Genomic DNA, 25,579 nt, shown 5'->3' with positions numbered 1-25,579 from the left:
ACGTCGTCCCCGCGGAGGCGGGGACCCAATTTTGCACGAGCTATCGAAACGCATGCAGCACTTGGGTTCCCGCCTTCGCGGGAACGACGCTGGGAGTTATTTCGGCAATTCGGACGCCGCCCCCGTCACCGTCAGCGCCGCCTTGACCGTCTGCGCATGCCCCGGCTGCCCGCCGCCCAGGTACACGGTGTACGCCCCCGGCACGACCTTGCGCGCGCCGGCCGCGTCGACCTGCGACAGGGCGCGCGCATCCAGCGCCAGCGAGACGCGCTGGCGTTCCCCGGCCTTCAGGTGGATGCGGCGGAAGCCCGCGAGGGTCGGGTTGGCGGCATCGCCCGGCTTGGCCACGTACAGCTGGACGACTTCGTCGCCGTCACGCTTGCCCGTGTTGGCCACCTCGACGTCGACGTTGACGGGGCTGCCCGCCGCGACGGACGGCGCCGACAGCGCCGGCGTCCCGTAGCGGAACGTCGTGTACGACAGGCCGTGGCCGAACGGGTACAGCACGTCGCCCTTGAAATAGCGGTAGGTGCGGCCGTCCATGCGGTAGTCGGTGAACGCGGGCAGGCCGTCCACGCCGCGGTAGAACGTGACGGGCAGGCGGCCCGCCGGGCTGTAGTCGCCCGCGATCAGGCCGGCCACGGCATGGCCGCCTTCGCCGCCCGGATACCAGGCCTGGACGATCGCCGGCACGTGCTTGTCGGCCCAGTTGACGGACAGCGCGCTGCCGCTCATCAGCACGAGCACCGTCGGCTTGCCGGTGCCGACGACTTTTTCCAGCAGGCGTTCCTGCGGCGCCGGCAGGTCGAGGCTCGTGCGGTCGCCGCCCGCGAAACCGGGCACCTGCAGCTTCAGTTCCTCGCCTTCCAGGTTGGCGGACAGGCCGGCCACGAACACGACGAGGTCGGCGCGGCGGGCCAGGTCGACGGCTTCCTTGCCGCCGTCGATGGGCGTGCTCCACACCAGTTTCTGGTCGCCGCGCGCGCCCCGCTGCACGGCCTCGATCCGGATCGGATAGGTTTTACCCGCCTGCAGCTTCGCCTTGCCCGCTTCGATCGACGGCGAATCCGTCACGTCCCACGCATCCACGATCTGCTTGCCGTCGACCCAGATGCGGTAGCCGGCATTGCTCAGGTAGCGCAGGCTGTAATCGCCCGTGCGCGGCGCCTTCAGGTAGCCGGTCCAGCGCGCCGACGCATTGTGACCGCCTTCCTGCCACGCGGCGCGGGCATTCTTTTCGACGGCACCGTGCGCGGTGCCCGCCAGGTCCGGGCCCTCGAAATGCTCGGCCTTCAGGCCCGGCGTGCGGCACGCGGCGTCGACGCACAGGTTCGCGTCGGGCACGGGCGGTTCGGCCGGGCCGACGAGGCCCGTGCCCGGCGCATACACCACCTTCGCATCGGGGAAGCGGGCGCGGATGCCGGCCAGCACCGTCACCGGATGCGACGGCTGGCCGTTGTAGTTGCCGACCAGCGCATCCTCGCTGTCCGCGTTCGGGCCGATGACGGCGATCGTCTTCGGCGTCTTTTTCAACGGCAGCAGGCCGTCGTTCTTCAGCAGCACCATCGCCTCTTGCGCCGTCTTCAGCGCGACGGCGCGGTGGGCCGGGGTGTCGTTGTCGGTCGGCTTGATGCCGGCGTACGCCTGCGGCGGGTTCGCGTCGAGCAAGCCCAGGCGGATGCGGTATTCGAACAGGCGCACGAGCGCGCGGTCGACGACGGCCTCCTTCAATTCGCCCTGGCGCACGGCGTTGACGATGGGGCCGGCCTCCGTCGTCATCTTGTTGCGGTAGTCGCCGCAGATCAGGTCCATGCCCGCGCTGAACGCGGCGGCCACGGCCTGCTCGGGCGTCTTCGTGTAGTGCAGGCTGTCGTCGCGGTAGATGTTGGCGGCCGCGCCGCAGTCCGACACGACGAAGCCCTTGAAGCCCCAGGCGCGGCGCAGGTGCTGCTCCATCAGGTCGTCGCTGGCGCACGCGGGTATGCCGTTGACGGCGTTGTACGCGCACATGACGGAGGCCACTTTGCCTTCCGTGACGGTGGCGCGGAACGCCGGCAAATACGTGTCCTCGAGGTCGTGCGGCGACGGGTGGACGTCTTCGCGGTGGCGGTTCGATTCCGGCCCGCTGTGCACGGCGAAGTGCTTGGCGGTGGCGATCGTCTTGAACGATTGCGCGTCGTCGCCCTGCAGGCCGTGGATGAAGTTGATGGCGATGCGCGACGTCAGGTACGGGTCTTCGCCATAGGTTTCCTGGCCGCGGCCCCAGCGCGGGTCGCGGAAGATGTTGATGTTGGGCGACCACACGGTGAGGCCGCGGTACCAGTCCGTACCGCCGTCGGGGGCGCGCGTGGCGAGGTACTTCGCGCGGAATTCCGTCGCGATGACGTCGCCCACGTCGTGCATCAGCGGCTCGTCCCAGGTCGCGGCCATGCCGACGGCCTGCGGGAACACGGTCGCGTAGCCGGCGCGCGCGACGCCGTGCAGGCCTTCGTTCCACCAGTTGTATTTCGGGATTTTCAAACGCGGGATCGCGGGGGCGTCGTTGCCCAGCTGCGCCGCTTTTTCCTCCAGCGTCATCTGGGCGACGAGGCTGGCCGCGCGGGCGGCCGGATCCTGCTGGGCCACCGCGGGTGCCGTGGCGAGCAGGGCAGCCAAGGCGACTGGTGCGAGTGCGAAGGGAAGATGGCGAGTCATCGTAGTCTCCTGTTATAAGTTTTCGAAGATGCTAACACGAAAATGTCGTGCGCTAACAGTCGAAACGATGTGGCGGCCAAGGCACGGTCGAAGCTTGGTGCCAGAAAAAATATCTTTCCAATTGGAATTTTGACAGGATGCCGGTTTTATAATGAATGGATCGCTCATCCGGGCCCGTTTGCCATTCGACGCATGATGGAATACCACCAGTCCTCGCAGATCCCCACCTTGTCGTATATCGAAAACGAAGACCATCCGGTGTTCGGCACCCTGGTCGAGCAGATATTGCACCTGCTGAATTCGAAGCTGGTGTTTTCCGACATCATCATCCACCAGAACAGTCCGCTGATGCTCCGGCAGCCGAAGGGCCTCGTCGCGGTGACGGACTCGCCCATCACCAAGGAAGAGCTGGAAGAGTTCTTCGACGTCATCGAACCGAACTGGGCCGAGCGCATCGCCGACCGTGCCTTCGACCGCTCGATCGACCTGCACACGGCCCGTATCCGCGCCAACTGCTTCAGCTTCCAGGGCAAGAAGCGCCTGGGCTGCGTGATCCGCCGCTTCCCGAAGGAGCCGCTGGCGCTGGACACGCTCGGCCTGCACGCGGACGAGCGCGAATTCGCGCGCCTGACCAGTGGCCTCGTGCTGATCATCGGCGACACGTGCCAGGGCAAGTCGACCACGATCGCTTCCATCCTCGACGAGATCAACCGGCAGCGCTCGGGCCACATCATCACCATCGAGGATCCGGTCGAGACCCTGATCCCGCAGCGTAAATGCATCATCACGCAGCGCGAGGTGGGCGTCGATGGCGACGTCGAAAGCTATTACCTCGGTGCGCTGGACGCACTGCGCGAGCGTCCGGACGTGATCGTCATCGGCGAGATCCGCGATGCGCAGACCGCGCAGGAAGCGCTGGCGCTGGCCGAATCCGGCCCGCTCGTGCTGGCGACCTTGCACGCGCGCTCGACGGAACTGGGCCTGCAGAAGATGCTGCGCCTGCTGGGCAATTCCGAGGCGCAAAGCCAGGCCCTCGCGCACGCGCTGCGCGGCGTGCTGTGCCAGGCGCTGCTGCCCTCGAAGCAGGGCAACCGCTACCACCTGGCCACGGAATGCCTGACCATCGATCCGGCCGTCGCGGCGATGATCGAAGAGGGTGACCTGGGCGCCATCCGCGCGCACATGAACGCGGGGCGCGGGCCGGGCTGCCACACGATGAACAGCGTGCTGGAAGCGCTGCTGGCCGCGCACGTGGTCGGCGTGGACGAGGCGCGCGCGGCGACCACGGACCGGATCGGGTTTGCCGAGATGGTGTGACGGGGCGCTGAGTCGACTGGAATTGTTGCCGCACGGACAAACTTTGCACGGTTTTCCTGATTACACTATTGTATGCAGACAGCCAAAGTTTGTTGAGCTGTTCGGTAACTCTCCAGTCATTCCTCAGCGTTTACCCACTGTATCGATCACCCATGGCATATACCAAAGTGGCGGTCAGCCATACTCTCCTATGCTCGCCGGAAACGGCAAGCCGCGTGCTGGCCGATTCTCTCCTTGAAAAACTGGACGGCGGCCGCCCCGACGTGCTGATCGTCTTCGCATCTCCCGAAATCGATTACCATCCGCTACTGGCCGCACTCGAGGCTGCCTGCCGGCCGCACGTGCTTGTCGGCTGCTCGTCGGCGGGCGAGTTTTCCGGCTGCGCCACGGGGGACGGTTCCGTGTCCGTGATGGCCATCCGCACGGACGAGATCCTGTTTCGAGCCGGACTGGGCACGGGACTCCGTCAAGACTTCAGCGGCGCCCTCGAACAGGTCATGCCCGTGTTTACCGGCAGCGACCATCCCGATTTCCCGTATCGCAGCGCGCTCGTGTTGACCGATGCGCTGGCAGGCTATGTCGACGAGATCATCCACGAGATGATGCTGCGTACCGGCGGCACCTACCAGCTGTTCGGCGGCGGGGCGGCCGATGATGCCAGGTTCAGGCAGACGCATGTTTTCATCGGGACGGAAGCCCATACCGATGCGATCGTCGTACTTGAAATGCTGTCGAAGAAGCCCATCGGTCTCGGCGTTCGTCATGGCTGGCGACCGGGCAGCCCCCCGCTGCGCGTCACCGAAGCGCAAGGCACCCGCCTGGTCAGCCTGAACGCCACGTCCGCGGTGGAAGCGTTCGAAGAGCATGCCCAGGCCACGGGCCAGACGTTCAACCGTGCCGATCCGCTCCCGTTCTTCCTTCATAACGTGATCGGCATCGACACCGGCGACGGCTACAAGCTGCGCGTGCCGCTTGCGCTCGATGACGACGGCTCGATTTCCTGTGCCGCCGAGGTGCCGGTCGGGGCCACCGTGCACATCATGGTCGCGGACGCCGCCTCTGCTTGCGACGCGGCGCGCGAGGCGGCCCAGGCGGCGCTGGCGGGTCTGGATGGGGGCGAACACGCCGGCTCGCTGCTGTTCGATTGCGCCGCCACCCGGCTGCGCCTCGGGCGTGGATTCGACGACGAACTGAAAGCCGTGGGCGAGGCGCTCGGGTCGGAAAATTTCGCCGGTTGTAACACGTATGGCCAGATCGCCCGGAGCACCGGACAATTTAGCGGATTCCACAACTGTACTGCCGTCGTATGTGCGATCCCGCGCTGAGCATGCGATGATCCCGTTCGAGCTGGTGTCCATCTTTGGCGAGCTGCAGAACGCCGGGACGAGACTTGTCGGGACGACCAACCTTGCACGCTATGCCGGCGTCGCACAGGTTCTATTGTTTGGAAGGGACGCGGAAGTCGGGATATTCCTGCCTGCGCCCGGATTGCCCCAGACGTTGCGTGCCGGTGGACGCTGGCAGGCGTTCCTGCGCCGTTGTGCGGACGTCGGCAGCGCGGAGGCGGCCCTGCCGTGGGCCGGATCCGATACGGACGCGCCGGCATGGGGGCAGTGCGATTCGGACGGCAACGTCATCGTCGTGTTCCTTGGGGCGGAGCCTGCCGCGCCGACCCGTGCTGCCATTGTCGCCCTGCTGCCCCTGCTGGGTGCGAAGCTGGCCGGCGAACGGGCTGAAATCGCCGCCGTGGGGCTCGCCGCCGCCGCACGTGAAAGCCACCGCCGTGCCAACGAACTCAATACGGCCCTCGACGTCAGCCGGCGCGAACTGCAGTCGGCCTACCAGCGCATCGAAGACGAACTGGTGTTCCGGCGCGAGGCGGAGACAAAGCTGCGCGATGCCGACCGCCGCAAGGACGAGTTCCTGGCGATGCTGGCGCACGAGCTGCGCAATCCGCTCGCGCCGATCGGCATGGCGGCCAGGATCCTGAGGCTCGGGCACGTCACGCCCGATCGGGTGAAGCAGACCTGCGAGATCATCGACCGCCAGATCGGACACATGACCAAACTGCTCGACGACCTGCTCGATGTCTCGCGCGTCACGCGCGGCCTCGTGGTGCTGGCGGAGGGACTGCACGACATCGTGACCATCGTGCGCGATGCGGTCGAACAGGCGCGGCCTCTCATCGACGCGCGCCGTCACCATCTGGCACTGTCGGTGCCGACGCCAGCCGCGTACGTGCACGGCGACGGCACCCGGCTGGTGCAGATCGTCACGAATTTGCTCAACAACGCCGCCAGGTACACACCGGAAGGGGGCCGCATCGAGCTTGAACTGAGCGCGGATGCGGGCACGGTGCAACTGGTCGTGCGGGATAACGGCATCGGTATCGATGCCGCGCTGCTGCCTCATGTCTTCGATCTGTTCGTCCAGGGCGAACGTTCGTTCGATCGCGCCCAGGGCGGATTGGGGATTGGGCTGGCACTCGTGAAAAGCCTGGTCGAGCGGCACGGGGGATGCATCAGCGCGGCGAGCAGAGGACCTGGCGCCGGCAGCGAATTTACCGTTTGGCTGCCGCGGGCGCAGGCGACATCCGTCCCGGACATGCCGCGGCATGGCGATACGGCGCCAGGCCGACCGCTGAACATCCTGATTGTCGACGACAATGCCGACGCGGCCGACATGCTGTCCATGTACCTGGGCTCGATCGGGCATCAGGTGCATGTCGCCTACGAGGGACGCCGCGGGCTGGCGCTGGTGGAAGCGGCTGCGCCGGACGTGCTCCTGCTGGATATCGGCTTGCCCGATATCGACGGCTACCAGCTGGCGCAACGGTTTCGCGCATTGCCGCAGACGGCACAGGCCACGTTGATCGCGTTGACAGGCTACGGCCAGGCGGCGGACCGCGAACGTTCGATCGCTGCGGGCTTCGACCATCACCTCACCAAACCGGTCGATATCACGGCGTTGTTGCGCCTGCTCGCGAACGGGGCGGACAGCGCGCCGGGACGCGCCGGAGACCGTCCTCGAGACCTCCTCAAGTTGCAATAATGGCTGCGTACCGACGCGCGCGCCAATGGATCTGTACGCCATGTAAAATCCCGGCACTATTTTTTTTGGGGTACGGCAGCCAGTGGAAAGCCAGCGCTTAGTGGACTTGGAAGATCTGTGTAACAACGCGACGGTTGCACTGTTCGTCATGGACAACCGCCAGCATTGCGTCTACATGAATCCGGCGGCCGAACACTTGACGGGATATACGCTTGCCGAGGTCCAGGGGGCACCTCTGCATGACTTTGTCCATCACACGAAACCCGATGGAACACCTTATCCGCTGGAAGCGTGCCCGATCGATCGCGCCGCGCCCGCAAATATGCAGGAGCAGGGCGAAGAAACCTTCGTTCACAAGGACGGGCATCATTACGCCGTAAGATTCACCGCCAGCCCGATCCGGCGGAAGGGCGAGGTGGTGGGTACCGTCATCGAAGTCCAGGATGCCAGCGCCGCCCGCAAACAGGAGAACGAGCGCGAGGCGCTGTACCAGATCGGCCTGCTGATCCTGCAAGAACTCGACCACGAGAAAATCGTGCAGGCGGTGACCGATACCGCGACCAGGCTGACCGGTGCGCAGTTCGGCGCGTTCTTCTACAACGTACGGAACGAAGAGGGGGAGTCCTACACCCTGTACACCATCTCCGGCGTACCCAAGGAACGCTTCTCCAGATTCCCGCTGCCCCGCAATACCCCAGTCTTCGGCCCGACGTTTCGCGGCGAAGGCACGATCCGCAGCGACGACATCCGCCTCGATCCCCGTTACGGCAAAATGTCGCCCCATCATGGCATGCCGCCGGGACACCTTCCGGTACGTTCCTACCTGGCCGTTCCCGTCAAGCTCGGCACCGGCGACGTGATCGGCGGGCTGTTCTTCGGGCATGAGGAGACGTGCGTCTTCAAGGAAGAGCACGAGCGGATCGTGGAAACACTCGCCGCGCAGGCGGCCATCGGCTTGAACAAGGCGTCGCTCTACCAGGAGGCCGTGTTCGCCCAGCGTCGGGCGCAGCAGGAAGCCCAGGAGAAGCAGGGCCTCTACGAAGCGGCCTCGCGCGCCAGTGAAGCAAAGGACCAGTTTCTCGCGACGGTATCGCACGAATTGCGCACGCCGCTCACCTCCATTCTCGGGTGGTCGCAAATGCTGACGTCGGGCCGCCTCGACAGTGCGATGACCCAGCGTGCGATCGAGACGATCGAACGCAATGCCCGTGCGCAAGCCCAGATTGTCGAGGACTTGCTGGACATCTCGCGTATCGTGAGCGGCAAGCTGCGCCTGAATGTCCGGCTGTTTTCGCCGCAGGCCTCCGTGGAGGCGGCGATCGAGGCGCTGCGCCCGGCGGCGATGGCCAAGTCGGTGGCATTGCAGTTGGTGATCGATCCGCTGGCCGGTCCGATCTCGGGCGATCCCGAGCGGCTGCAGCAGATCGTCTGGAACCTGGTCTCCAACGCGATCAAGTTCACGCCCAAGCACGGTCGCGTGCACCTCGCCCTGCAACGTCACGAGTCCAGTGTACACATCGTCGTGACGGATAACGGCGCAGGCATCCCGGCGGAATACCTGCCGCGCGTATTCGACAGCTTCACGCAGGTGGACTCGTCGTCGAGCCGCAAGCATGGCGGCCTGGGACTCGGACTGGCCATCGTCAAGAAACTGGTCGAACTGCACGGGGGACAGGTAAGCGCCCATAGCGATGGCCTCGGCAAGGGGGCGTCGTTCACCGTGAGCCTGCCCATCGCACCCCTGGCCACGCGTTCGGCGGCCACCGAACAAGAGCTCTCGGTCCAATCCGACCGGGTGCCGCTGAATACGGATGAGTTCGGGCTATCGGGCGTGGTCGTGCTCCTCGTCGAGGACGATCACGATGCGCGCAACATGCTCGCATCCGTCCTGTCGAGCGCGCATGCCGTGGTCGAGACCGCATCGAACGCGGAAGAGGCATTGATTCTCTGGGACGGCATGCGCCCGGACCTGATCGTGAGCGATATCGGCATGCCCGGCATGGATGGTCATGCGTTCATCGCGGAGGTAAGGCGGCGCGAAAAGGAGCGCAACCTGCCCGGCGTACCGGCCGTGGCGTTGACCGCCTATGCGCGCGTCCAGGATCGCATGCGGGCGCTGACGAGCGGTTTTCAAATGCACGTCGCCAAACCCGTCGAACCGGCCGAGCTGTTGACGGTTCTCTCGACACTTCGGTCGTGGCGGCTGCCATAGCCGCTAGCCCGGCGCCGCCACGACGTGTTCCCTGATCAGCGTCCGCATGCGCGCGCAGGCCGGCGTGGGCGTCGCGGCCCCGCTGTACAGCGCGAGCCGGATGCCGGGCAACGCCGGCAAGCCATCGAGCACGCGCACGTCTCCGGGTAACCCCAGGCTGGTCCGCACCGTCACGCCGAGCCCCGCCGCGACCGCAGCCCAGATGCCCGCCAGGCTGGGGCTCGTGTAGACGATGCGCCAGGCGATGCCGGCCCGGTCGAGCGCGTCCGTCGCCGCCTTGCGCATGAGGCAGGGCGCCTGCAGCACGACGAGCCGCACCGGTTCGACGACGGGGTCGTGCGCGGCCGCGCCCACCCAGCGCATCGGATACTCGCCCAGCAAGTCCGCGTACGGCAAGTCGAGGCCCGTGTGCCACGCGAGGGCGAGGTCGATCTTCCCGGCCTGCAGCTGCGCGACGAGTTCGCTGTTGCGTGCGATGACGGCTTCGATCTGCAAGTCCGGATGGCTGCGCATGAAGCGGCCGAGCACGTTGGGCAGCAGGCGTTCGCCGAAATCTTCCTGCAGTCCCAGCCTGACCGTGCCTGCGAGCTCCAGGCCGGCCAGTGCCGTGCGCGCCTCGTCGTTCAGGTCGAGGATGCGGCGCGCGTAACCGAGCAGCGTTTCGCCGGCCGGGGTCAGCTCCAGGCCGCGCCCCGACTTGCGCAGCAGGTCCGTGCCGGCCTGTCCTTCCAGCTTCTTCATCTGCATGCTGATGGCCGACGTCGACCTCCCGAGCCTGTCGGCCGCCTTCGCGAAACTGCCGAGGTCCACGCCTTCGCAAAAGCTGCGCAGCGCGTCCATGTCGAAATTCGTTCGCCGCATGATTGTCCCGTTTTATTGAATGGTTGATTCAAATATATTCGATTTTCAGAATAGTTTGACGGCGTTACGATGGCCGTGTCAACCATTCAAGGAGCCAAGACGATGACGACCACGTTGAAAGGCCAGGGCCAGCGTGCCCTCGGCAATGTGCCGCCGCTGGCCGATCTTTCGGACCGCGTGCTGTTCGGCGAAGTGTGGGAGCGGGACGCACTGAGCAAACGGGACCGCAGCCTCGTGACGGTCGCCTGCCTGGTCGCGCTGTGCCGCGACGGTCAGCTGCCGTTCCACCTGCAGACCGCGCTCGACAACGGCGTCACCCGGCAGGAGCTGGAAGAAGTCGTGACGCACCTGGCCTTCTACGCCGGCTGGCCCGCGGCCGCCACCGCCGCGCGCCTGCTCGGCGATCCGAAGTGAGGAGGCCGCCATGCCATTCGTCCGCATCTCCCTGCGCCGCGGCAAGCCGCGCGAGTACCTGCATGCCGTGTCCGACGCCGTGCACCGGGCCCTGGTCGACGCCTTCCGCATCCCTGTCGCGGACCGCTTCCAGGCCATCCACCAGCACGACCCCGAGGAACTGGTTTTCGACCGCGATTACCTCGGCGGGCCGCGCAGCGACGATTTCATCCTCGTCTGCGTCACCGGCGGCAAGCCGCGCGACGCGGACACCAAGCAGGCGTTTTACAAGCGCCTTGCCGACCTGCTGGCCGAGGCTCCCGGGCTGCGGCCGGAGGACCTGATGGTCATCGTCCAGACGACGGACTACGCCGACTGGTCGTTCAGCAACGGCATCGCGGCGCCGCTGGCGGAGCAGAAACCATGATCGCGATGCAGTACCGCTTTGCGCTGCCGGCCGACTACGACATGGCGATCATCGACCGGCGCATCGCGGACAAGGGCCACCTGATGGACGGTTTTCCGGGGCTCCTGTTCAAGGCCTATCTCAGCGCGCGCAAGTCGGGGCCGGCGCAGGACAATGCGTACGCGCCGTTCTACGTGTGGAACACGGTCGACGGGATGCACGCGTTCCTGAACGGCCCCGGATTCGCGGGCGTGGCGCAGGCGTTCGGCCGGCCGTCGGTGGCGACGTGGCTCGTGTGGCAGGCACGATGTGCGCCGGGCTTCGAGCGCGCGCGCTTCGCGTCCGTCGAGCGGCGGACGATTCCGCCCGGCGCCGACCTGGAAGCGTTGCGCGGGGAAGAGACGGCCGACGGCGGCGGCGCGCTCGCGGTGGTCGTCGGCTACGAGCCGGGAACGTGGACGCTGGTGCGCTTCCGCCTGTGGGACAGCGAGCCGGTGGCCGACGCCGCGACGCTGGTCTATGCGGTCGGCCACGTGTCCGCGGCTAGCCGATGACGTTCATCTCGCTTTCGTCTTCGGTGTAGCGCACGGGCGCCAGGCCGTGGCTGGCGATGAGCGCCTGCACGGTCGTCGGGCCCGTGGGCTCGATGCCTTCGTGCGCGAGGACCTGGTCGAGCATCTCCGCTTCGCTGATGCGGCCGGGCGTGGTGAATTCCAGCGGTTCCTCGTTGTTGCGGTACCAGACGCGATAGTTCGGCATATCGTTCTCCTTGTGATGGGGTTATCCGTGCCGGAGGACCGCAATGATCTCGGCCCCGACGACGAGGCCGCAAATCACCATGACATGCACCGTCATCAGCACGAGGGATCGCCCAACGGCGGCCCATCTGCCGCCGCCGTAGACAGTATGCATCGCGGCGGGCACATAGGCCACGATCCACGCGACGGGCAGCAACTGCACAATATCCCAGGCCGATACGAGGGCGAAGTTCCCTTGCGCCACGCAGGCGATCAGCCAGCCCAGATTGCCCGGTATTACGATCATCACGCTGGCGAGCACGAATGCAAACGTCGTGGTGTGCAGGGCGAAGACGAGGTGCTCGCCGTAGTGGCGGCGCGAGCGCCACCAGATCAGCTTGAGATAACAGGCGAACAGCGGAAGCGCGCCGATCAACATGTAGGGCAGGTTGGCCAGGAAACCGTGGTTGACGATGTCAGCCTGTTCTTCCGGCGCGGCAGCCATGAAGCGCTGGGCGTTCTTTGCCCAGGTCCGGTCGACACTGCCGAGAGTCATGAGCGCTTGCCCCACCGTGTGTGCCCCACTGTCCGATTCGCCTTTGATGGACAGTGTCGCGACAGGGAATGTACCGTCGTTCCTCGCCAGACCGGGCATCGCGTGGCTGTAGGAGGCGCCGAACGACCGGTCGTCGAACGTGACCTGGGGAAGGTCGACGCCATACAGTTTGATCAGCCCGAACATCACCAGACTCAGCGTCAGATACAGGCGTAAAGGGTCGATGTAGGGCACGCGCCGTCCGCGCAGGAAATCCACCGTCAACTGCCCCGGCCTGGTCATTAGCAGGCGCAGCGTACGCCATAACCTGCCTTCCAGCGCCACGTAATGACCGATGAACTCATGAATGAACTCCCCCGCCGTCGGCGAGTGGACGGTGAGTGTCTCGCCGCACAGGGAACAAAAATGATCCCGTGCGCTGGCCTGGCAGTTGGGACAGCAGCGTGGCGCTTTGTGTTCCGCTGCGTGGTGATGCGCGATTTCAAGGCTGGGTTTCAAACGGTCTGACTCCTCGGGCAATATCCCCGCAAGGTTACACGACCGATACCGATGCAAAATGCGTGAATTCTCACGCGGTCGCGGCTCAATCCAGCGGCACCGCCCGCCACCGGTTGACTTCCGGCGGCGTGACGGCAGGTGCCGCATTGCCCCAGCTATTCCTCACATAGGTCACGACGGCCGCCACCTCCGCGTCGTCCAGCAGGGGACTGTACGGCGGCATGCCGAACGGCCGCGGATTCCCCGCGGTCGTGGGCGGGAAGCCGCCGTTCAGCACGACGCGGATGGCGTTCACCGGATCGATCATCGTCAGCGCGCCATTGCCGGCCAGCGGCGGATACGCGGGATGGCCGGCGACGCTCGTGCCGCGGCCGTCGGCGCCGTGGCAGTCGGCGCAGTGGTGTTCGTACAGCTTCCTGCCCGCCTTCATGATCTCCTCGGGCGGCGGCGTGATTGGCCGCCGCGGCGCCGGATCGGCCGGCAGCGATTTCAGGTACGTCGCCAATGCCCCCGCATCCGCGTCCGTCAGGTATTGCAGGCTTTGTCCCACGACTTCCGCCATCGGCCCGAACACGGCACCGCGCGGCGCGACGCCCGTGCGCAGCAGCTGGACGATGTGCGCCCGGTCCCAGTTGCCGAGGCCTGCCTCGTTGTCGGCGTCCAGCGCGGGCGCGTACCAGCCGACGATCGGAATGTGGCCGCCGGACAGCCGGGCGCCCGTCGCACCGAGACCGTTGCGCGGGCTGTGGCAGGCGCCGCAATGGCCCAGGCCCTCGACGAGGTAGGCGCCCCGGTTCCACTCGGCGCCTTTCGCTGGCTGCGGCGCGTACACGCCCGGCTTGAAATACAGCAGGCGCCAGCCGGCCAGCACGATCTGCCGGTCGTACGGGAAGCGCAATGCATGTGGACGATTCGGCTGGTTGACGGGCGCGAGGCTGCGCAAGTACGCGTACAGGGCGTCGGCGTCGTCGCGCGTGACCTTCGTCGTGTTCGGGTACGGGAAGGCCGGATACAGCAAGCGGCCGCCTGTTCCGATGCCGTTGTGCAGGGCATTCCAGAAATCGTCCGCGGTCCAGGCGCCGATGCCCGTCTGCGCGTCCGGCGTGATGTTCGGGGCGTAGACGGTGCCGAACGGCGTGGCCAGCGCGCGTCCGCCCGCGTACGGCGTGCCGCCGCGCGCGGTGTGGCACGCCATGCAGTCGCCCGCGCGGGCGAGATAGGCGCCGCGGGCGATGTTGGCTTGTGTCGCCGCCCACGCTGCCTGCGAGCGCGACGGGATGAATTCGGCGCGCGGCCACGCGACGAACAGGGCGGCCAGCGCCGCCACGATGAGGACCAGGATGACGATGCGCTTCATGGCCGCCGCTCCGGCTCGCTCCCGCACGCCAGCGGCATCGGGTGTGGCACGTCGGGCGCGGGCGTGGCATCGTCCGGCACCGGTTCGCTCGCGAGCCACCCCGAGATCGCGGCCACGTCCGCCAGCGACAGGCGCCCGGCGATCGTCGCCATGCAGTCGGGCGCGTGGGCGCGGCGGGTGCCGTTGCGCCAGGCGCCGAACTGGGCGTTGATGTAGTCGCGCGGCAGGCCGAGCAGGCCCGGGATGGCGGGCAGGGCGCCCGTCAGGCGCTGGCCGTGGCATGCGATGCAGGCCGGCACCTTCAACGTGGCGTCGCCGCGCGTGACGAGTTCGTGCCCCCGCTCGAGCTGGCCCGCCGGCAGGCTGGAGCGCGCCAGCACGGGCGCGGGCACGTGCTGCGTCGAGAACCATGTCGCGATCTCGCGCAGGTAATCGTCGGACATGTGCTCGACCATGTAGGTCATCAACGGGTACTGGCGGCGCCCCGCGCGGAAGTTCTGCAACTGGTTATACAGGTAGCCGGCCGGCTTGCCGGCGATGCGCGGGTAGTAGTTCGGACCCGCCGACGGCTGCGGCGCCGGCGCGGACTGGCTGCCGTGGCACGACGTGCACGCGGCCACGCGGCGTTCCAGCGTGTCCGGCACGGCTTGCCGGGCCCGTGCCGGCGCCGCGTGCAAGCTTGCCAGCAATAGCAATGGCAACAGCGGGGCAGGGCGCAAATGCATGACGTTCCTGTGGTCGACGAGAAAGTACAAGCGGCATGATACCGCGTCGACTTGAACTTCACGCAATCTTTTGAGAAAGCTAACTAGCGCGCGTCCTGGAACGTGCGCAGGTAAGCCAGCAGCGCGGCCATCTCTTGCTCGTCGTGGATGCCCCAGAAGCGCATCTTCGTGCCCGGTACCATCTTGTCCGGATCGCGCAGGTACGCGGCCAGCGTGCGTTCGTCCCACACGATGCCCGACGCTATCATTGCATCCGAGTATTTGAAATCGGGCGTGCTGCCGGCGCGGCGGCCGAACAGGCCGTTGAGCTGCGGACCAAAACCGCCGCGCGCGTTCGGGCCGATCTGGTGGCAGGACGCGCATGGTTTGAAGACTGTGGCGCCGTCGACCGGACCCTCGTGGCGCGAGCAGCCGGCCAGCAAGAGGGCCGCCAACAGCGGCCGGACGACGATGACACGCATGCTCAGGTGCGCGGCTTGGGCTGCGCGGCGCGCCGCGGCCCGCCGGCGATGGGCTTCGGCGGCAACGGCGGCGGCGGATTCGCGCGCCAGTGGCGGTAGATGCGCAGGGCGACGTGGGCGTCGTCGGCCGCGTACAGGATCTGCTTGTCGGACAGGCGCGGCAGGGCCCAGTTGGTCGTCGTGATCTTGCGCGATTTCTGCAGGCGCTTGCCGAAGAAGCGCGCGACGGCCGTCTTCGCGCCCAGCGCATTGCGCTCGCCGCGGCGCAGGGCCGTGGACAGGTCGAGCACGTTGCACGTTTCGATGCCCAGCTTGGCGCGTAGGCGGCGCAGGTCGTCGCCGAGGCCGAAGCCGACTTTCAGGATGGCAGGCGATTCCAGCACGGCGCGCAACACGTCGACGCCGGGCGGCAGCTCGGGAGTCGCGTCCGGCGCGCGCGGCTTGAGCACGCCGATCTGGAACAGATAGGCGTGCTGGTCGGTAGCGAGCTGGACGAGGTGCGGCCCCGTCGATTGCTCGCCCTTCTGGAACGTGGGCTTGGATTCGGTGTCGAAGCCGATGACGTCGGATGCCAGCAGCGCGGACAGCGCGCCGTCCGCATCCTGGCGCGTGCGTACGAGACGCACGTCGGCCAGGGTGATGCCTTCGTAAGGGGGGAGGGCGTCCTCGGCCTCGCTCATCCGTGCTGCCGGATCAGCGTTTCGCGAACTTGGAGGCCAGCTGCTGCAGCTTTTCCTGGCGCTTGCGGTCGGCCTCCACCTGGGCGGCGGCGTCGCGCTCGGCCTTCTTGCGCTCGGCTTCTTTCTTGAAGCGTTCCTGCAGGAGTTCCTTGGCGTGCTGGCGGTGCGTATCGGTCACTTCGGCGCCCGGATTGCCGTCCAGGTCGTAGCGCACGGTGGCTTTTTCCATTGCGCGCAGGTAGCGCATCGAGCCCGTGTGGATGCCGAGCGCGGCGCGCATGGTCTTGCGGTTCAGGCCGGGCAGGCGGGCCAGCACCTGCTTGTCGATGCCGATCGCCAGCGGCAGGCAGTCGCGGAAGGCCTTGAACTCTTGTTGCAGCTGCTTGAGCAGGGCGCGGGGCGACTGGGCGGCTTCCGGGGCCGCAGCCGGCGCGTCATTCGCAGGCGCGTCGGGCGTGGCGGGGGTGGCGTTTTCGGTGGCCTCGGGGAGCTCGGCGACAGGACTCATCGTATTCATTGACTTCATGGTAAGAACGGGAAGCGGAAGGATAGCATGGCCGCGCCGCGCGCGTGCCGCTCAGCCATGTAACGTATCGTTTTATTGAGTCGACGACTGCGATTTCACGCATGTACAGCGGCGCGCGGGCAAGAAATCGTGTATGATCCGCCCCTTTCCTTGCGCACGGTTTGCGCCGACGCAGCCAGGGTCAGGAAGAGGAAAAGGAAATATGCGTCTGAGTGATATCCCATATCGGATATTTCAATTATCGCTAAAAATTTCCTTAAGGCATAATGCCTCCGTCTCCTCTATTTCTTCTCTGGAAAATAGATTCAAGCCCGTTGTCTGACGGGCTTTTTTTCGTTCCGACATGTTAACCCGCGATTTCGACCACGTTCCGTTCCGCTTGAACCCACTGTGCACGCGCGCCGCAGCCCATCCCGGCTGCCCGGGGCGCCCGCCGGGCAGCGGCAGGAGTGCTTGATATCGGGCTTTCCGCCCCTAGCTAGGGCCTTCCCCTCATCCCCGCCCACAAGGACCGCCAAGCGGACCAGGTGGGTTATTGACTTCGCAGGCACCGCGCCACGCCTCGACTGGAGAAAGACTATGAAAAACACCGCCAAGACCCTGACACTGACAGCGAAGAAAGCGCCGGCCAAGAGCACGGCCCAGCTGTCGGTGCCGAAGACCGCGACCTCGTATTTCCTCGAAACGGAAGCGGCAGCCAAGGTGACGGTGGTGAAGACGCGTTCGCGCCTGGCGTCGCTGAAGGCAGTGCAGGCCGAGGAAGCGCCGCGTCTGCAACCGGAACAGTTCGACGACGCCGCCGCCGCGGACGAAGCGCAGGCCGAGGCCGTCGCTGCCGACGTGCAGGCATCGGAAGACGTTGCCGAGCCTGTCGCAGAGGCTGCCGAGCCCGTCGTCGCGCCCGTCGCCGCCGTGGCCTTCGATGAGACGGACGACGTGATCCCGACGCCGACCGCGCCCGCCGCGCCGCCGGTGATCGTCAAGAAGCGCATCTCGCGCCTGGCCGCGCTGAAAGCCGACACCGCGCCTGCCGCCGCCGCCGTTCCGGAACCGGTCGCCGCCGCGCCGCAGGCGCCGGCCGTGGCCGCGCCCGCCGCCGAGCCGGCCGCCCGCGTCGTGCGCACCCGCACGGCGCGCCGCATCGAGCCGTCCGCCGCGACGACGTCCGCGCAGCCGACCGGCACCGTCAGCACGACGACGGACGCCGCCGCGCTGGCCGCGATCGACACGTCCGGCTACCTGCTGCCGCAAGTGAAGGTGCCGGGCCGCCGCGGCCGCAAGCCGAGCGAATTCGTGCCGGAGAACGACGAGATCGCGGCGCTGAACGCCGTCGAGCGCGCCGAGCTGAAGGCCGCGTCGAAACTGCGTGAGCGCAAGGCCAAGGGCAGTGCCAACCTGTTCGGCGCCGCGGAAGGCTTTTCGGCCGAGGAACTGGAAAAGCGCCGCCAGCAGCTGAAGAACCTGATCAACATGGGCAAGGAGCGCGGCTACCTGACCCACGCGGAAATCAACGACCAGCTGCCGGAAAACATCATCGATCCGGAAGCGATCGAAGGCATCATCGCGACGTTCAACGACATGGGCATCGCCGTCTACGAGCGCGCGCCGGAAGCGGAAATGATGCTGCTGTCGGACGCCGTCGTCACGCCGACCTCCGAAGACGAAGTGGAAGCGGCCGCCGCGACCGCGTTGTCGACCGTCGACTCCGACTTCGGCCGCACGACCGATCCGGTCCGCATGTACATGCGCGAGATGGGCGCCGTGTCGCTGCTGACGCGCGAAGGCGAGATCGCCATCGCCAAGCGCATCGAGGATGGCCTGAAGGACATGGTGCAGGCGATCTCCGCGTGCCCGGTGACGATTTCCGAGATCATCGCGCTGTCGCACAAGATCGCCAAGGACGAGCTGAAGATCGATGACGTCGTGGACGGCCTGATCGACCACAACGAAGGCGCCCCCGCCACCGCGCCGGTGACCGGCGCGAGCGACGAGGACGAGGACGAGGAAGACGACGACGTCGAGGAAGAGGAAGACGACGGCGGTGCCGGCGGCAGCGCCGCGGCGGGCTACTCGGCCGAACAGCTGGCCGCGCTGAAGAAGGGCGCGCTGGAGAAGTTCTCCCTCATCGAGAAGCAGTTCGACAAGATGGGTCACGCGTTCAAGACGCAGGGCTATGGCTCGCCGGCCTACACCGCCGCGCAGGAAGTGATCTCGTCGGAACTGCTGGGCATCCGCTTCACGGCGAAAGTCGTGGAAAAGCTGTGCGACACGCTGCGCCACCAGATGGACGAGGTGCGCTCGATCGAACGCGCCGTGCTGGACATCTGCGTGAACCGCTGCGGCATGCCGCGCGCCCACTTCATCAAGGTCTTCCCGGGCAACGAGACGGACCTGGAATGGGTGCAGCGCGAAGTCGATTGCGCGTATCCGTACAGCGCCGTGTTGAAGCGCAACGCCCCGGCGATCCTGGAACTGCAGCAGCGCATGATCGACTTGCAGGCGCGCGTGGCGCTGCCGCTGGCGGACCTGCGCACCATCAACCGCCAGATGGCGGCCGGCGAAAAGCGCGCCCGCACGGCAAAGCGCGAAATGACCGTGGCCAACCTGCGTCTCGTGATCTCGATCGCGAAGAAGTACATCAACCGCGGCCTGCAGTTCCTCGACCTGATCCAGGAAGGCAACATCGGCCTGCTGAAGGCAGTCGACAAGTTCGAGTACCGTCGCGGCTATAAATTCTCGACGTACGCGACGTGGTGGATCCGCCAGGCGATCACGCGTTCGATCGCCGACATGGCCCGCACGATCCGCGTGCCGGTGCACATGATCGAGACGATCAACAAGATGAACCGCATCTCGCGCCAGATCATGCAGGAAACGGGCACCGAGCCGGACATGGCCACGCTGGCGACGAAGATGGAGATGCCGGAATCGAAGGTCCGCGAGATCATGAAGATCGCGAAGGAGCCGATCTCGATGGAAACCCCGATGGGCGAGGACGGCGATTCGCAGCTGGGCGACTTCATCGAAGACAACGCGACCCTGGCGCCGCTGGACGCCGCGATGCACGCGTCGATGCGCAACGTGATCAAGGAAGTGCTGGACTCGCTGACCCCGCGCGAAGCGAAGGTGCTGCGCATGCGCTACGGCGTCGAGATGTCGAACGACCACACGCTGGAAGAAGTGGGCAAGCAGTTCGACGTGACCCGCGAGCGTATCCGCCAGATCGAAGCGAAGGCGATGAGCAAGCTGCGCCAGCCGTCGCGCTCGGACAAGCTCAAGACGTTCCTGCAGAACCAGTAAGCGTTACGCGAGTCCCGAACAGCCGCGCCGCCCGTCCGGGCCGCGCGGCTTTTTCATTGCGCGGGTAGAAGTCCTGTGAGGAAAGCCTGCACCGGGCGGGACGCCTTCCCGGTCTCGGAGCAGACCAGGCCGAATTCGCGGTGAACAGGCGGCGTCAGCTGCATGACGCGTAGGCCGCGCCGGTCTTCAGGCAACGTCGATTCGGGCACGAGGGCGACGCCCATGCCTTCGCGCACCAGCATGCAGGCGCTGGCCCAGTCGCGCACGGTCACGCGGATGTCGGGCAGGCGCAGGCCCGCCTGTTCCACGAGACTCCGGCCGTGCATGGCGCAGCCGCCCGTCCCGGGGCGGGATTCAGCACCACGCGCAACTCCACCGTGCCGGCGGCCAGCCACGCTTCCACTTCCTCGTTCGTGCCTACCAGTGCCACCAGTGCACGGGCCTGCTCCACGACCTGCTCGCCCAGCGCCGTGATGCCGATGTGCCGCCGCTCGCGCGTGAACACCTTGAATCCCAGCGACGCTTCCAGTTGCGCGATGGCCTGGCTGGCATCGGCCATGGCGACCAGCAGGCGCCAATGCAAGAGGTTCATCATGGGAATCAGTAGCTCAGCAATACGTGGAAAATCAAGCGTTAATTTAACGGACTAATGGGCCACGAGGATGCTGCTCGACTGTGTCCAACGTTCCGAGTAGCTCCATGAAGCTGTACTACGCCCCCCGATACCTGTTCACCATGCTGGGCTGGTGCAGGTTCTTTGCCATCGATCTCGGCCACTGGCCCGCGTTGCAGGCCTATGTGGGGCGGATTGGCGCGCGGCCCGCCGTGCTGGCGTCGTTGCGTGCCGAAGCCGCGACGTGATCAGCCTGGCGCCTTGCCGCTGGTCGAGGCGAGGAGCTTGGCCAGGAGCGTTGAAAGTTGCGCCTGCTCCTTGTCCGTCAACCCGCTGACGATCGCCTGCTGGTTGGCGACATGCTCGGCAACAGCCTCGTCGATGAGGGCAAGTCCCGCGGCGGAGAGCGCCACCAGGGTGCCCCGGCCATCCCTTGGATTGGGCTGCCGTTGCACGAGCCCGGCCTTTTCCAGCCGATCGATGCGGTTCGTCATGCTGCCCGACGAGATCATGGCCGCTTCGTAGAGGTCGGTCGGCGTCAGCGCAAAGGGCGGTCCGCTGCGCCTCAGCGTTGCCAGCACGTCGAATTCGCCCGGCTGCAAGCCGAAGCGCGCGAATAGCGGATTGAGGTGGTCGCGCATGATCACCACGCCCGCTTCGCCCAGTCGTCCCAACAGGATCATGGGTCCCACGTCGAGATCCGGGCGTTCGCGCGCCCATTGTTCCGCTGCTTTCTGCGCTCTGTCCATGTTTGCAAGTATCTTGATGTAGAGATAAAATATCTTCACGTCAAATTATATGGAATGCCGATGGCGCAGCCAAGCGCCAAACGCTTCCAGGAATTCATCATGGTAAAACCACGCGGCGCATTTGCATTTCCGGCAGCGGTAGTGCTCGTTGGAATCAATCTTCGTCCCACGATGGCGACGATCGGACCCCTGCTCGACGTGATCCAGCGCGAGACGGGGCTGGGCGATACCGGGGCCAGCCTGCTGACCACGCTTCCGGTCGCATTGATGGGCGTGTGCATGCTGGGCGCGTCCCGTCTGCAAGCCGTATTCGGCGCGCGCCGGGGCATCGCGTCCGGCGTGCTGCTCGTCGTGCTGGCCTGCCTTGGACGCTGGGTGTGGAGCGGCCCCACGGCGTTACTCGCGACGGCGATCGCAGGCGGCATCGGTATCGCGCTGGTCCAGGCTTTGATGCCGATGGTGATCCGGCACCGCGCGGGAGGGCACACGGCAACGGTGATGGGGATTTATTCGACGGCAATCATGGGCGGGGCGATGATCTCCAGCGCAGCCAGTCCATGGCTGGCGCAAGGCATGGACTGGACCGCAGCCCTGGGCGTATGGGTGTTTCCCGCCCTGGTGGGACTGGCGGCCTGGTGCCTGGCCACGTCGCGACCCGACGTACTTCCTGTGCCCACGGCACGGCGCCCGGTCCACCGGAAGCCGCGCGGCTGGCTCCTGCTGGGTTTTTTCGGCCTGGGCACCGGTGCCTATACCCTGGTACTGGCGTGGTTGCCGCCGTTTTACACCCAGCTCGGCTGGTCGCCGGAAGCGGCGGGGGCGTTGCTCGGCGCCCTGACCTGCGCGGAAGTGGCGGCAGGGATCGCCGTGTCCGCCGTGGTCGGGCGGACGCCCGACCGGCGCGTGGTGCTGCTCCTGGCGATCGGCGCGCTCCTCGCGGGGATGCTCGGCTTTTCCGTCGCCCCGGCCGCGCTCGCATGGCCGGCGGCACTGCTGGCCGGGTTCGGCATCGGTGCCCTGTTCCCCCTGTCGCTCATCGTCGCGATGGACCATGGCGATAACCCGGCGGATGCCGGTGCCATCGTGGGTTTCGTCCAGGGCGGCGGCTACCTGCTTGCGGCGATCCTGCCGCTCGTTGCCGGACTGCTGCGCGAGCATCTCTCGAATCTAGCACCCGCATGGTGGTTGATGGCCGCGCTGTGCCTCGTGCTGGCGCTCATCGCCATTCCATTGCGCCCTGGTCATCGCATTTCTTTCCAGGGCTGATGCACGGCGTTCGACATGGCGGTCCGGCAAGCTGTGTTGTGCCGCCCCGACACAAGTTATCAAACGAAAAATGGTTCTATCGAGAAATTCACAGTCCGTTTGGTATTGCTGAGCCAGCTTGCGGATACTGGGCACATCGACTGTTCCGAATATCCGCATGGATCGCTTTTCTTCCCTTTTGTTAGCCGCCGTCTGCGGCCTGCCGCTCGCCGCATCGGCCGGCGCTGACGACACGATGACCTCCGACCGTCCCGACGTCGTCGAATCGAGCCAGGTCGTCGGCAAAGGCCGCCTGCAGCTGGAAACGAGCCTGCAGTGGGAGCGCGACCGCGCCGGCGGCGCCACGGTACACACGCTGACCATGCCGACCCTGCTGCGCATCGGCCTCGGCGAGACGATGGAACTGCGCTTCGAAACGGACGGCCGCACCATCGAGCACGCGGGCGGCGCGACGATGACCGGTTACGCCGACACGTCCGTCGGCATCAAATGGCACACGGCCGGCCAGGATGGCGCCACCCCGTCGCTGGGCTGGCTGCTGCACGCGGACCTGCCCAGCGGCAGCAAGGCGTTGCGGGGCGCCGGCGTGCGCCCGTCGCTGCGTGTCGCCGCCGAGTGGGAGCTGGCGAATGGCGTCGAAATCGGCATCATGCCCGGCGTCGGGACCGACAACGACGAGCGTGGCGCCCGCCGCGGCTACGGCATCCTCGCCGCCACGGTCGGCCGCGACATCACGGAACGCCTGCACGGCTTCGTCGAACTGGCCGCGCCGCGGATCGCCCGCGCCAACCGCGGCGGTACGCAGGCGGTCTTCGACGCCGGCGTGACCTGGCTGGTCACGAACGACATCCAACTGGACGCCGCGGTGAGCCGCGGCCTGAACCGCCGCACGCCGGACCTGGGCATCGGCCTGGGCCTGTCGGTGCGCCGCTGAAGGAGAATCCCATGCTGGCCTGGAACGTCACCGCCATCGTCTTCGTCGTGATGGCCGGCGGCATCGGCGAACTGGCCGTCGGACCGCTCGACGGCGCCATGGACGCCATCACCGGCAACGGCAGCGCCATCCGCCACCAGGTGCAGGCCGACCAGGCGCATGACGCCCTCCGGGCCGCCGCGCGCGCCGCGTATCCGGCGTTCATGGAGCGCTTCCACGTACTCGAAAAAAGCATGGAGACGCTGTCCGGACGCATCGAAGCCGGGTCGGACGACACCCGCGCCGCCGGCGGCCACGCCGCGCGCCTGGCCCTGCAATGATTACGATGTAGACAGGTTGGGCCGCGCCGGCCCGGCCTTGGCATACTGTCGGTATGCAAACTTCGATCCGCTCCGCTTCCCTGGCCTGCCTGCTGGCAGGCGTCCTGTCCGTCCCGGCCGCCCATGCGGACGACGACACCATCAACCCCGACCGTCCCAACATCGCCAACTCGAGCCAGGTGGTGGGCAGCCACCGCGTCCAGCTCGAGACGGGCGTGCAATGGGACCGCCAGCGCGACCTTGACGCGCACGTGCGCACGCTCACGACGCCGACCCTGCTGCGCATCGGCGTGGCCGACGCGCTCGAACTGCGCGTGGAGACGGACGGGCGCACGATCGAGCACGCGAGCGACCCCGCGTCCGGCGCGCACACGGTCAGTGCGGGCTGGGCCGATCTGTCCGCCGGTGTGAAGTGGCACGTCGCCGACCAGGACGGCATGCGGCCATCCGTCGGGATGATCGCCGAGGTGGCGCTGCCCACGGGCAGTGCGGCGCTGCGCGGCAGCGGGTTCCGGCCCGCGGTCGAGCTGCCGGTGGAGTGGGATCTCGGGCACGACTGGTCGCTGGGCGTGATGCCGGGCATGGCGCGCGATAGCGACGTTACGTACGGCGTGTTCGCGGCGTCGGTCGGGAAGGCGTTCAGCGAGCGGCTGCACGGTTTCGCGGAAGTGGCCGCGCCGCAGATCGGGCACGGGACGCAGGCGATCGTGGACACGGGCGTGGCGTGGCTGGTGAACAGGGATTGCCAGATCGACGCGATGGTCGTGCATGGAGTGAATCGCCAGACGCCGGGGCTCAGCCTCGCGTTCGGGATCTCGGTGCGGCGCTGATCCCGGACGCGACGTGTCCCCCTGCTCAGGCCACCGACACGACCAGCTTGCCGGCGGCCGTGCCGTCGGCGATGGCGCGATGCGCGTCGGCCACGTTGGCGAGCGTGTACTCGGTCGGGTCGATGCGAATATGGACCTTGCCGGCTTCCACCAGCCGGCTGGCTTCGCGCATGATGGCGCCGTGCGCGGCGCGACGCTTGCCGCTGATGAGGGGCAGCAGCGTGAAGACGCCCGAGTACGTCGCGGCCCGGAAGGACAGCGGCGCCAGCGCATGGGTGCCCCAGCCGAGGGCGCTGACGACGTGGCCCCCGTACAGGCGGGCGGCGCGGAACGAGGCGTCGAGGGTGGCACCGCCGACCGTGTCGAAGACGATGTCGAAGCCTGCGCCGTCCGTGTACTGCGCCACGTAGTCGTCCACGGTGCGCGTGCGGTAGTCGATCGCGGTGGCGCCGTATCCTTCGATGGTCTCGCGCTGGCTTGCGGAGCCGGTCGCATACACGTCGGCGCCGAAAGCGCGGGCGATCTGCACGGCGATGTGGCCGACGCCGCCCGCGCCGCCGTGGACCAGCACTTTCATGCCCGCGCCGACCTTGGCGCGATCCACCAGGCCTTCCCAGGCCGTGATGAACACGAGGGGCAGCGCCGCGGCTTCGCGCATCGACATATTGCGCGGTTTGTGTGCCAGCAGGTCCGCATCGACCGCGGCGTATTGCGCCAGCGATCCTTGCACGCCCGCGATGCCGCCCGTCATGCCGTAGACCTCGTCGCCGGGGCGGAAGCCTTCCACGCCGGGGCCGACGGCTTCCACGACGCCGGCCATGTCGATGCCGAGGATCGCCGGCAGGACGGTGCGTGCGTGATCGGCCTTGCCGGCCACGATCTTGGTGTCGAGCGGATTCACGCCGCTCGCCGCGACACGGACCAGTACCTGGCCGGGACCGGCGACCGGACGGGCGACGTCGCGCAGCACGAGGGGTTCGTTGTACGCGGTCAGGACAACGGCTTGCATGGTGGTCGGGTTGCTCATGATATTTCCTTTCGGGCGGTTGTGGTTGGCACCAGCTTCGATCGCAGCGCCAGTGAACCCAGTGTA

General features: G+C 66.9%; 26 protein-coding genes. 13 read left to right on the top strand and 13 right to left on the bottom strand.

Going from position 1 to position 25,579, the window contains the following annotated elements; all coding sequences use genetic code 11:
* Positions 1 to 96 precede the first annotated feature (96 nt).
* Positions 97 to 2,694, bottom strand: coding sequence for a glycoside hydrolase family 3 C-terminal domain-containing protein (locus ACL58G_RS26235; protein WP_440963676.1), 2,598 nt, complete (start codon positions 2,692 to 2,694; stop codon positions 97 to 99).
* Between the two features lie 195 nt (positions 2,695 to 2,889).
* On the opposite strand from ACL58G_RS26235, the gene ACL58G_RS26230 reads away from it, so the two are divergent.
* The 4 genes from ACL58G_RS26230 (at position 2,890) to ACL58G_RS26215 (ending at position 9,274) form a co-directional block, all read left to right on the top strand.
* Positions 2,890 to 4,011, top strand: a complete 1,122-nt coding sequence (locus ACL58G_RS26230; RefSeq protein WP_413389081.1) for a type IV pilus twitching motility protein PilT — start codon at positions 2,890 to 2,892, stop codon at positions 4,009 to 4,011.
* 152 nt (positions 4,012 to 4,163) lie between these two features.
* Positions 4,164 to 5,336 (top strand): FIST signal transduction protein, encoded by a 1,173-nt coding sequence (locus tag ACL58G_RS26225; protein WP_440963675.1) that lies wholly within the window; start codon positions 4,164 to 4,166, stop codon positions 5,334 to 5,336.
* A gap of 7 nt (positions 5,337 to 5,343) precedes the next feature.
* Positions 5,344 to 7,062 (top strand): hybrid sensor histidine kinase/response regulator, encoded by a 1,719-nt coding sequence (locus ACL58G_RS26220; RefSeq protein ID WP_440963674.1) that lies wholly within the window; start codon positions 5,344 to 5,346, stop codon positions 7,060 to 7,062.
* A gap of 82 nt (positions 7,063 to 7,144) precedes the next feature.
* Positions 7,145 to 9,274 carry an ATP-binding protein gene (locus ACL58G_RS26215; RefSeq protein WP_440963673.1) on the top strand — a complete coding sequence of 710 codons (2,130 nt, stop codon included), beginning with the start codon at positions 7,145 to 7,147 and terminating at the stop codon, positions 9,272 to 9,274.
* A gap of 3 nt (positions 9,275 to 9,277) precedes the next feature.
* Here the strand turns inward: ACL58G_RS26215 and ACL58G_RS26210 are convergent, their stop codons facing one another.
* A complete protein-coding gene (locus ACL58G_RS26210) occupies positions 9,278 to 10,135 on the bottom strand; it encodes a LysR substrate-binding domain-containing protein (RefSeq protein WP_440963672.1) in 858 nt (285 codons plus the stop codon).
* A 102-nt stretch (positions 10,136 to 10,237) separates the two neighbouring features.
* Here ACL58G_RS26210 and ACL58G_RS26205 point away from each other — a divergent pair, with 102 nt between their 5' ends.
* From ACL58G_RS26205 to ACL58G_RS26195, 3 genes are read left to right on the top strand one after another with little or no spacing between them, the layout of a single operon-like run.
* On the top strand, positions 10,238 to 10,549 hold the full coding sequence (locus ACL58G_RS26205) for a carboxymuconolactone decarboxylase family protein (protein ID WP_413338608.1): 312 nt from the start codon (positions 10,238 to 10,240) through the stop codon (positions 10,547 to 10,549).
* Between the two features lie 10 nt (positions 10,550 to 10,559).
* Positions 10,560 to 10,955, top strand: a complete 396-nt coding sequence (locus ACL58G_RS26200; protein ID WP_440963671.1) for a tautomerase family protein — start codon at positions 10,560 to 10,562, stop codon at positions 10,953 to 10,955.
* Complete coding sequence (locus ACL58G_RS26195; protein WP_440963670.1) at positions 10,952 to 11,488, top strand: DUF4865 family protein; 537 nt, start codon at positions 10,952 to 10,954, stop codon at positions 11,486 to 11,488. The genes ACL58G_RS26200 and ACL58G_RS26195 overlap by 4 nt, the downstream gene beginning before the upstream one ends.
* Here ACL58G_RS26195 and ACL58G_RS26190 read toward each other — a convergent pair.
* The 7 genes from ACL58G_RS26190 to ACL58G_RS26160 all read right to left on the bottom strand — a co-directional run bounded on the left by ACL58G_RS26190 (position 11,478) and on the right by ACL58G_RS26160 (position 16,465).
* Positions 11,478 to 11,693 carry a hypothetical protein gene (locus ACL58G_RS26190; protein WP_371769966.1) on the bottom strand — a complete coding sequence of 72 codons (216 nt, stop codon included), beginning with the start codon at positions 11,691 to 11,693 and terminating at the stop codon, positions 11,478 to 11,480. The two genes, ACL58G_RS26195 and ACL58G_RS26190, sit on opposite strands and share 11 nt — an antisense overlap.
* Positions 11,694 to 11,714: 21 nt before the next feature.
* A complete protein-coding gene (locus ACL58G_RS26185; protein WP_440963669.1) occupies positions 11,715 to 12,725 on the bottom strand; it encodes a DUF3667 domain-containing protein in 1,011 nt (336 codons plus the stop codon).
* Between the two features lie 85 nt (positions 12,726 to 12,810).
* Positions 12,811 to 14,082, bottom strand: a complete 1,272-nt coding sequence (locus tag ACL58G_RS26180) for a cytochrome c (RefSeq protein ID WP_440963668.1) — start codon at positions 14,080 to 14,082, stop codon at positions 12,811 to 12,813.
* Positions 14,079 to 14,807: a c-type cytochrome gene (locus ACL58G_RS26175; RefSeq protein WP_440963667.1), complete on the bottom strand. Its 729-nt coding sequence runs from the start codon at positions 14,805 to 14,807 to the stop codon at positions 14,079 to 14,081. Before ACL58G_RS26175 ends, ACL58G_RS26180 begins: the two co-directional genes overlap by 4 nt.
* A gap of 83 nt (positions 14,808 to 14,890) precedes the next feature.
* A complete protein-coding gene (locus tag ACL58G_RS26170; protein ID WP_413387579.1) occupies positions 14,891 to 15,268 on the bottom strand; it encodes a c-type cytochrome in 378 nt (125 codons plus the stop codon).
* Positions 15,269 to 15,270: 2 nt separating this feature from the next.
* Entirely contained in the window at positions 15,271 to 15,948 is a 678-nt protein-coding gene (locus ACL58G_RS26165; protein WP_413387580.1) for a 3'-5' exonuclease, read from the bottom strand.
* Between the two features lie 13 nt (positions 15,949 to 15,961).
* Positions 15,962 to 16,465, bottom strand: coding sequence for a ProQ/FINO family protein (locus ACL58G_RS26160; protein ID WP_413345500.1), 504 nt, complete (start codon positions 16,463 to 16,465; stop codon positions 15,962 to 15,964).
* Positions 16,466 to 17,053: 588 nt separating this feature from the next.
* On the opposite strand from ACL58G_RS26160, the gene rpoD reads away from it, so the two are divergent.
* A complete protein-coding gene (gene rpoD, locus ACL58G_RS26155) occupies positions 17,054 to 19,774 on the top strand; it encodes an RNA polymerase sigma factor RpoD (protein WP_440963666.1) in 2,721 nt (906 codons plus the stop codon).
* A gap of 53 nt (positions 19,775 to 19,827) precedes the next feature.
* On the opposite strand, the gene ACL58G_RS26150 is transcribed toward rpoD, so the two are convergent.
* Both ACL58G_RS26150 and ACL58G_RS26145 read right to left on the bottom strand, forming a co-directional pair.
* Positions 19,828 to 20,082 carry a LysR family transcriptional regulator substrate-binding protein gene (locus ACL58G_RS26150; RefSeq protein WP_440963665.1) on the bottom strand — a complete coding sequence of 85 codons (255 nt, stop codon included), beginning with the start codon at positions 20,080 to 20,082 and terminating at the stop codon, positions 19,828 to 19,830.
* Entirely contained in the window at positions 20,043 to 20,369 is a 327-nt protein-coding gene (locus ACL58G_RS26145) for a hypothetical protein (RefSeq protein ID WP_413387583.1), read from the bottom strand. The genes ACL58G_RS26150 and ACL58G_RS26145 overlap by 40 nt, the downstream gene beginning before the upstream one ends.
* A 104-nt stretch (positions 20,370 to 20,473) precedes the next feature.
* On the opposite strand from ACL58G_RS26145, the gene ACL58G_RS26140 reads away from it, so the two are divergent.
* Complete coding sequence (locus ACL58G_RS26140) at positions 20,474 to 20,635, top strand: hypothetical protein (protein ID WP_440963664.1); 162 nt, start codon at positions 20,474 to 20,476, stop codon at positions 20,633 to 20,635.
* Here the strand turns inward: ACL58G_RS26140 and ACL58G_RS26135 are convergent, their stop codons facing one another.
* Positions 20,636 to 21,136, bottom strand: a complete 501-nt coding sequence (locus ACL58G_RS26135; RefSeq protein ID WP_413389083.1) for a MarR family winged helix-turn-helix transcriptional regulator — start codon at positions 21,134 to 21,136, stop codon at positions 20,636 to 20,638. It abuts the gene before it with no gap.
* 99 nt (positions 21,137 to 21,235) lie between these two features.
* Here ACL58G_RS26135 and ACL58G_RS26130 point away from each other — a divergent pair, with 99 nt between their 5' ends.
* The 4 genes from ACL58G_RS26130 to ACL58G_RS26115 all read left to right on the top strand — a co-directional run bounded on the left by ACL58G_RS26130 (position 21,236) and on the right by ACL58G_RS26115 (position 24,486).
* Positions 21,236 to 22,402 carry an MFS transporter gene (locus ACL58G_RS26130; RefSeq protein ID WP_440968124.1) on the top strand — a complete coding sequence of 389 codons (1,167 nt, stop codon included), beginning with the start codon at positions 21,236 to 21,238 and terminating at the stop codon, positions 22,400 to 22,402.
* A 157-nt stretch (positions 22,403 to 22,559) separates the two neighbouring features.
* The gene (locus ACL58G_RS26125; protein WP_413387585.1) at positions 22,560 to 23,336 is read left to right on the top strand and encodes a transporter; all 777 of its coding nucleotides are present in this window, start codon (positions 22,560 to 22,562) and stop codon (positions 23,334 to 23,336) included.
* A gap of 11 nt (positions 23,337 to 23,347) precedes the next feature.
* The gene (locus ACL58G_RS26120; RefSeq protein WP_440963663.1) at positions 23,348 to 23,656 is read left to right on the top strand and encodes a hypothetical protein; all 309 of its coding nucleotides are present in this window, start codon (positions 23,348 to 23,350) and stop codon (positions 23,654 to 23,656) included.
* Positions 23,657 to 23,709: 53 nt separating this feature from the next.
* Entirely contained in the window at positions 23,710 to 24,486 is a 777-nt protein-coding gene (locus ACL58G_RS26115) for a transporter (protein WP_440963662.1), read from the top strand.
* Between the two features lie 25 nt (positions 24,487 to 24,511).
* Here the strand turns inward: ACL58G_RS26115 and ACL58G_RS26110 are convergent, their stop codons facing one another.
* Entirely contained in the window at positions 24,512 to 25,513 is a 1,002-nt protein-coding gene (locus ACL58G_RS26110) for a zinc-dependent alcohol dehydrogenase family protein (protein WP_440963661.1), read from the bottom strand.
* Between the last annotated feature and the right edge of the window lie 66 nt (positions 25,514 to 25,579).

It is taken from the genome of Massilia sp. GER05 (assembly GCF_052056005.1).
Taxonomy (GTDB): domain Bacteria; phylum Pseudomonadota; class Gammaproteobacteria; order Burkholderiales; family Burkholderiaceae_D; genus Telluria; species Telluria orientalis.
This window is presented reverse-complemented; position numbering and strand designations above follow the sequence as displayed.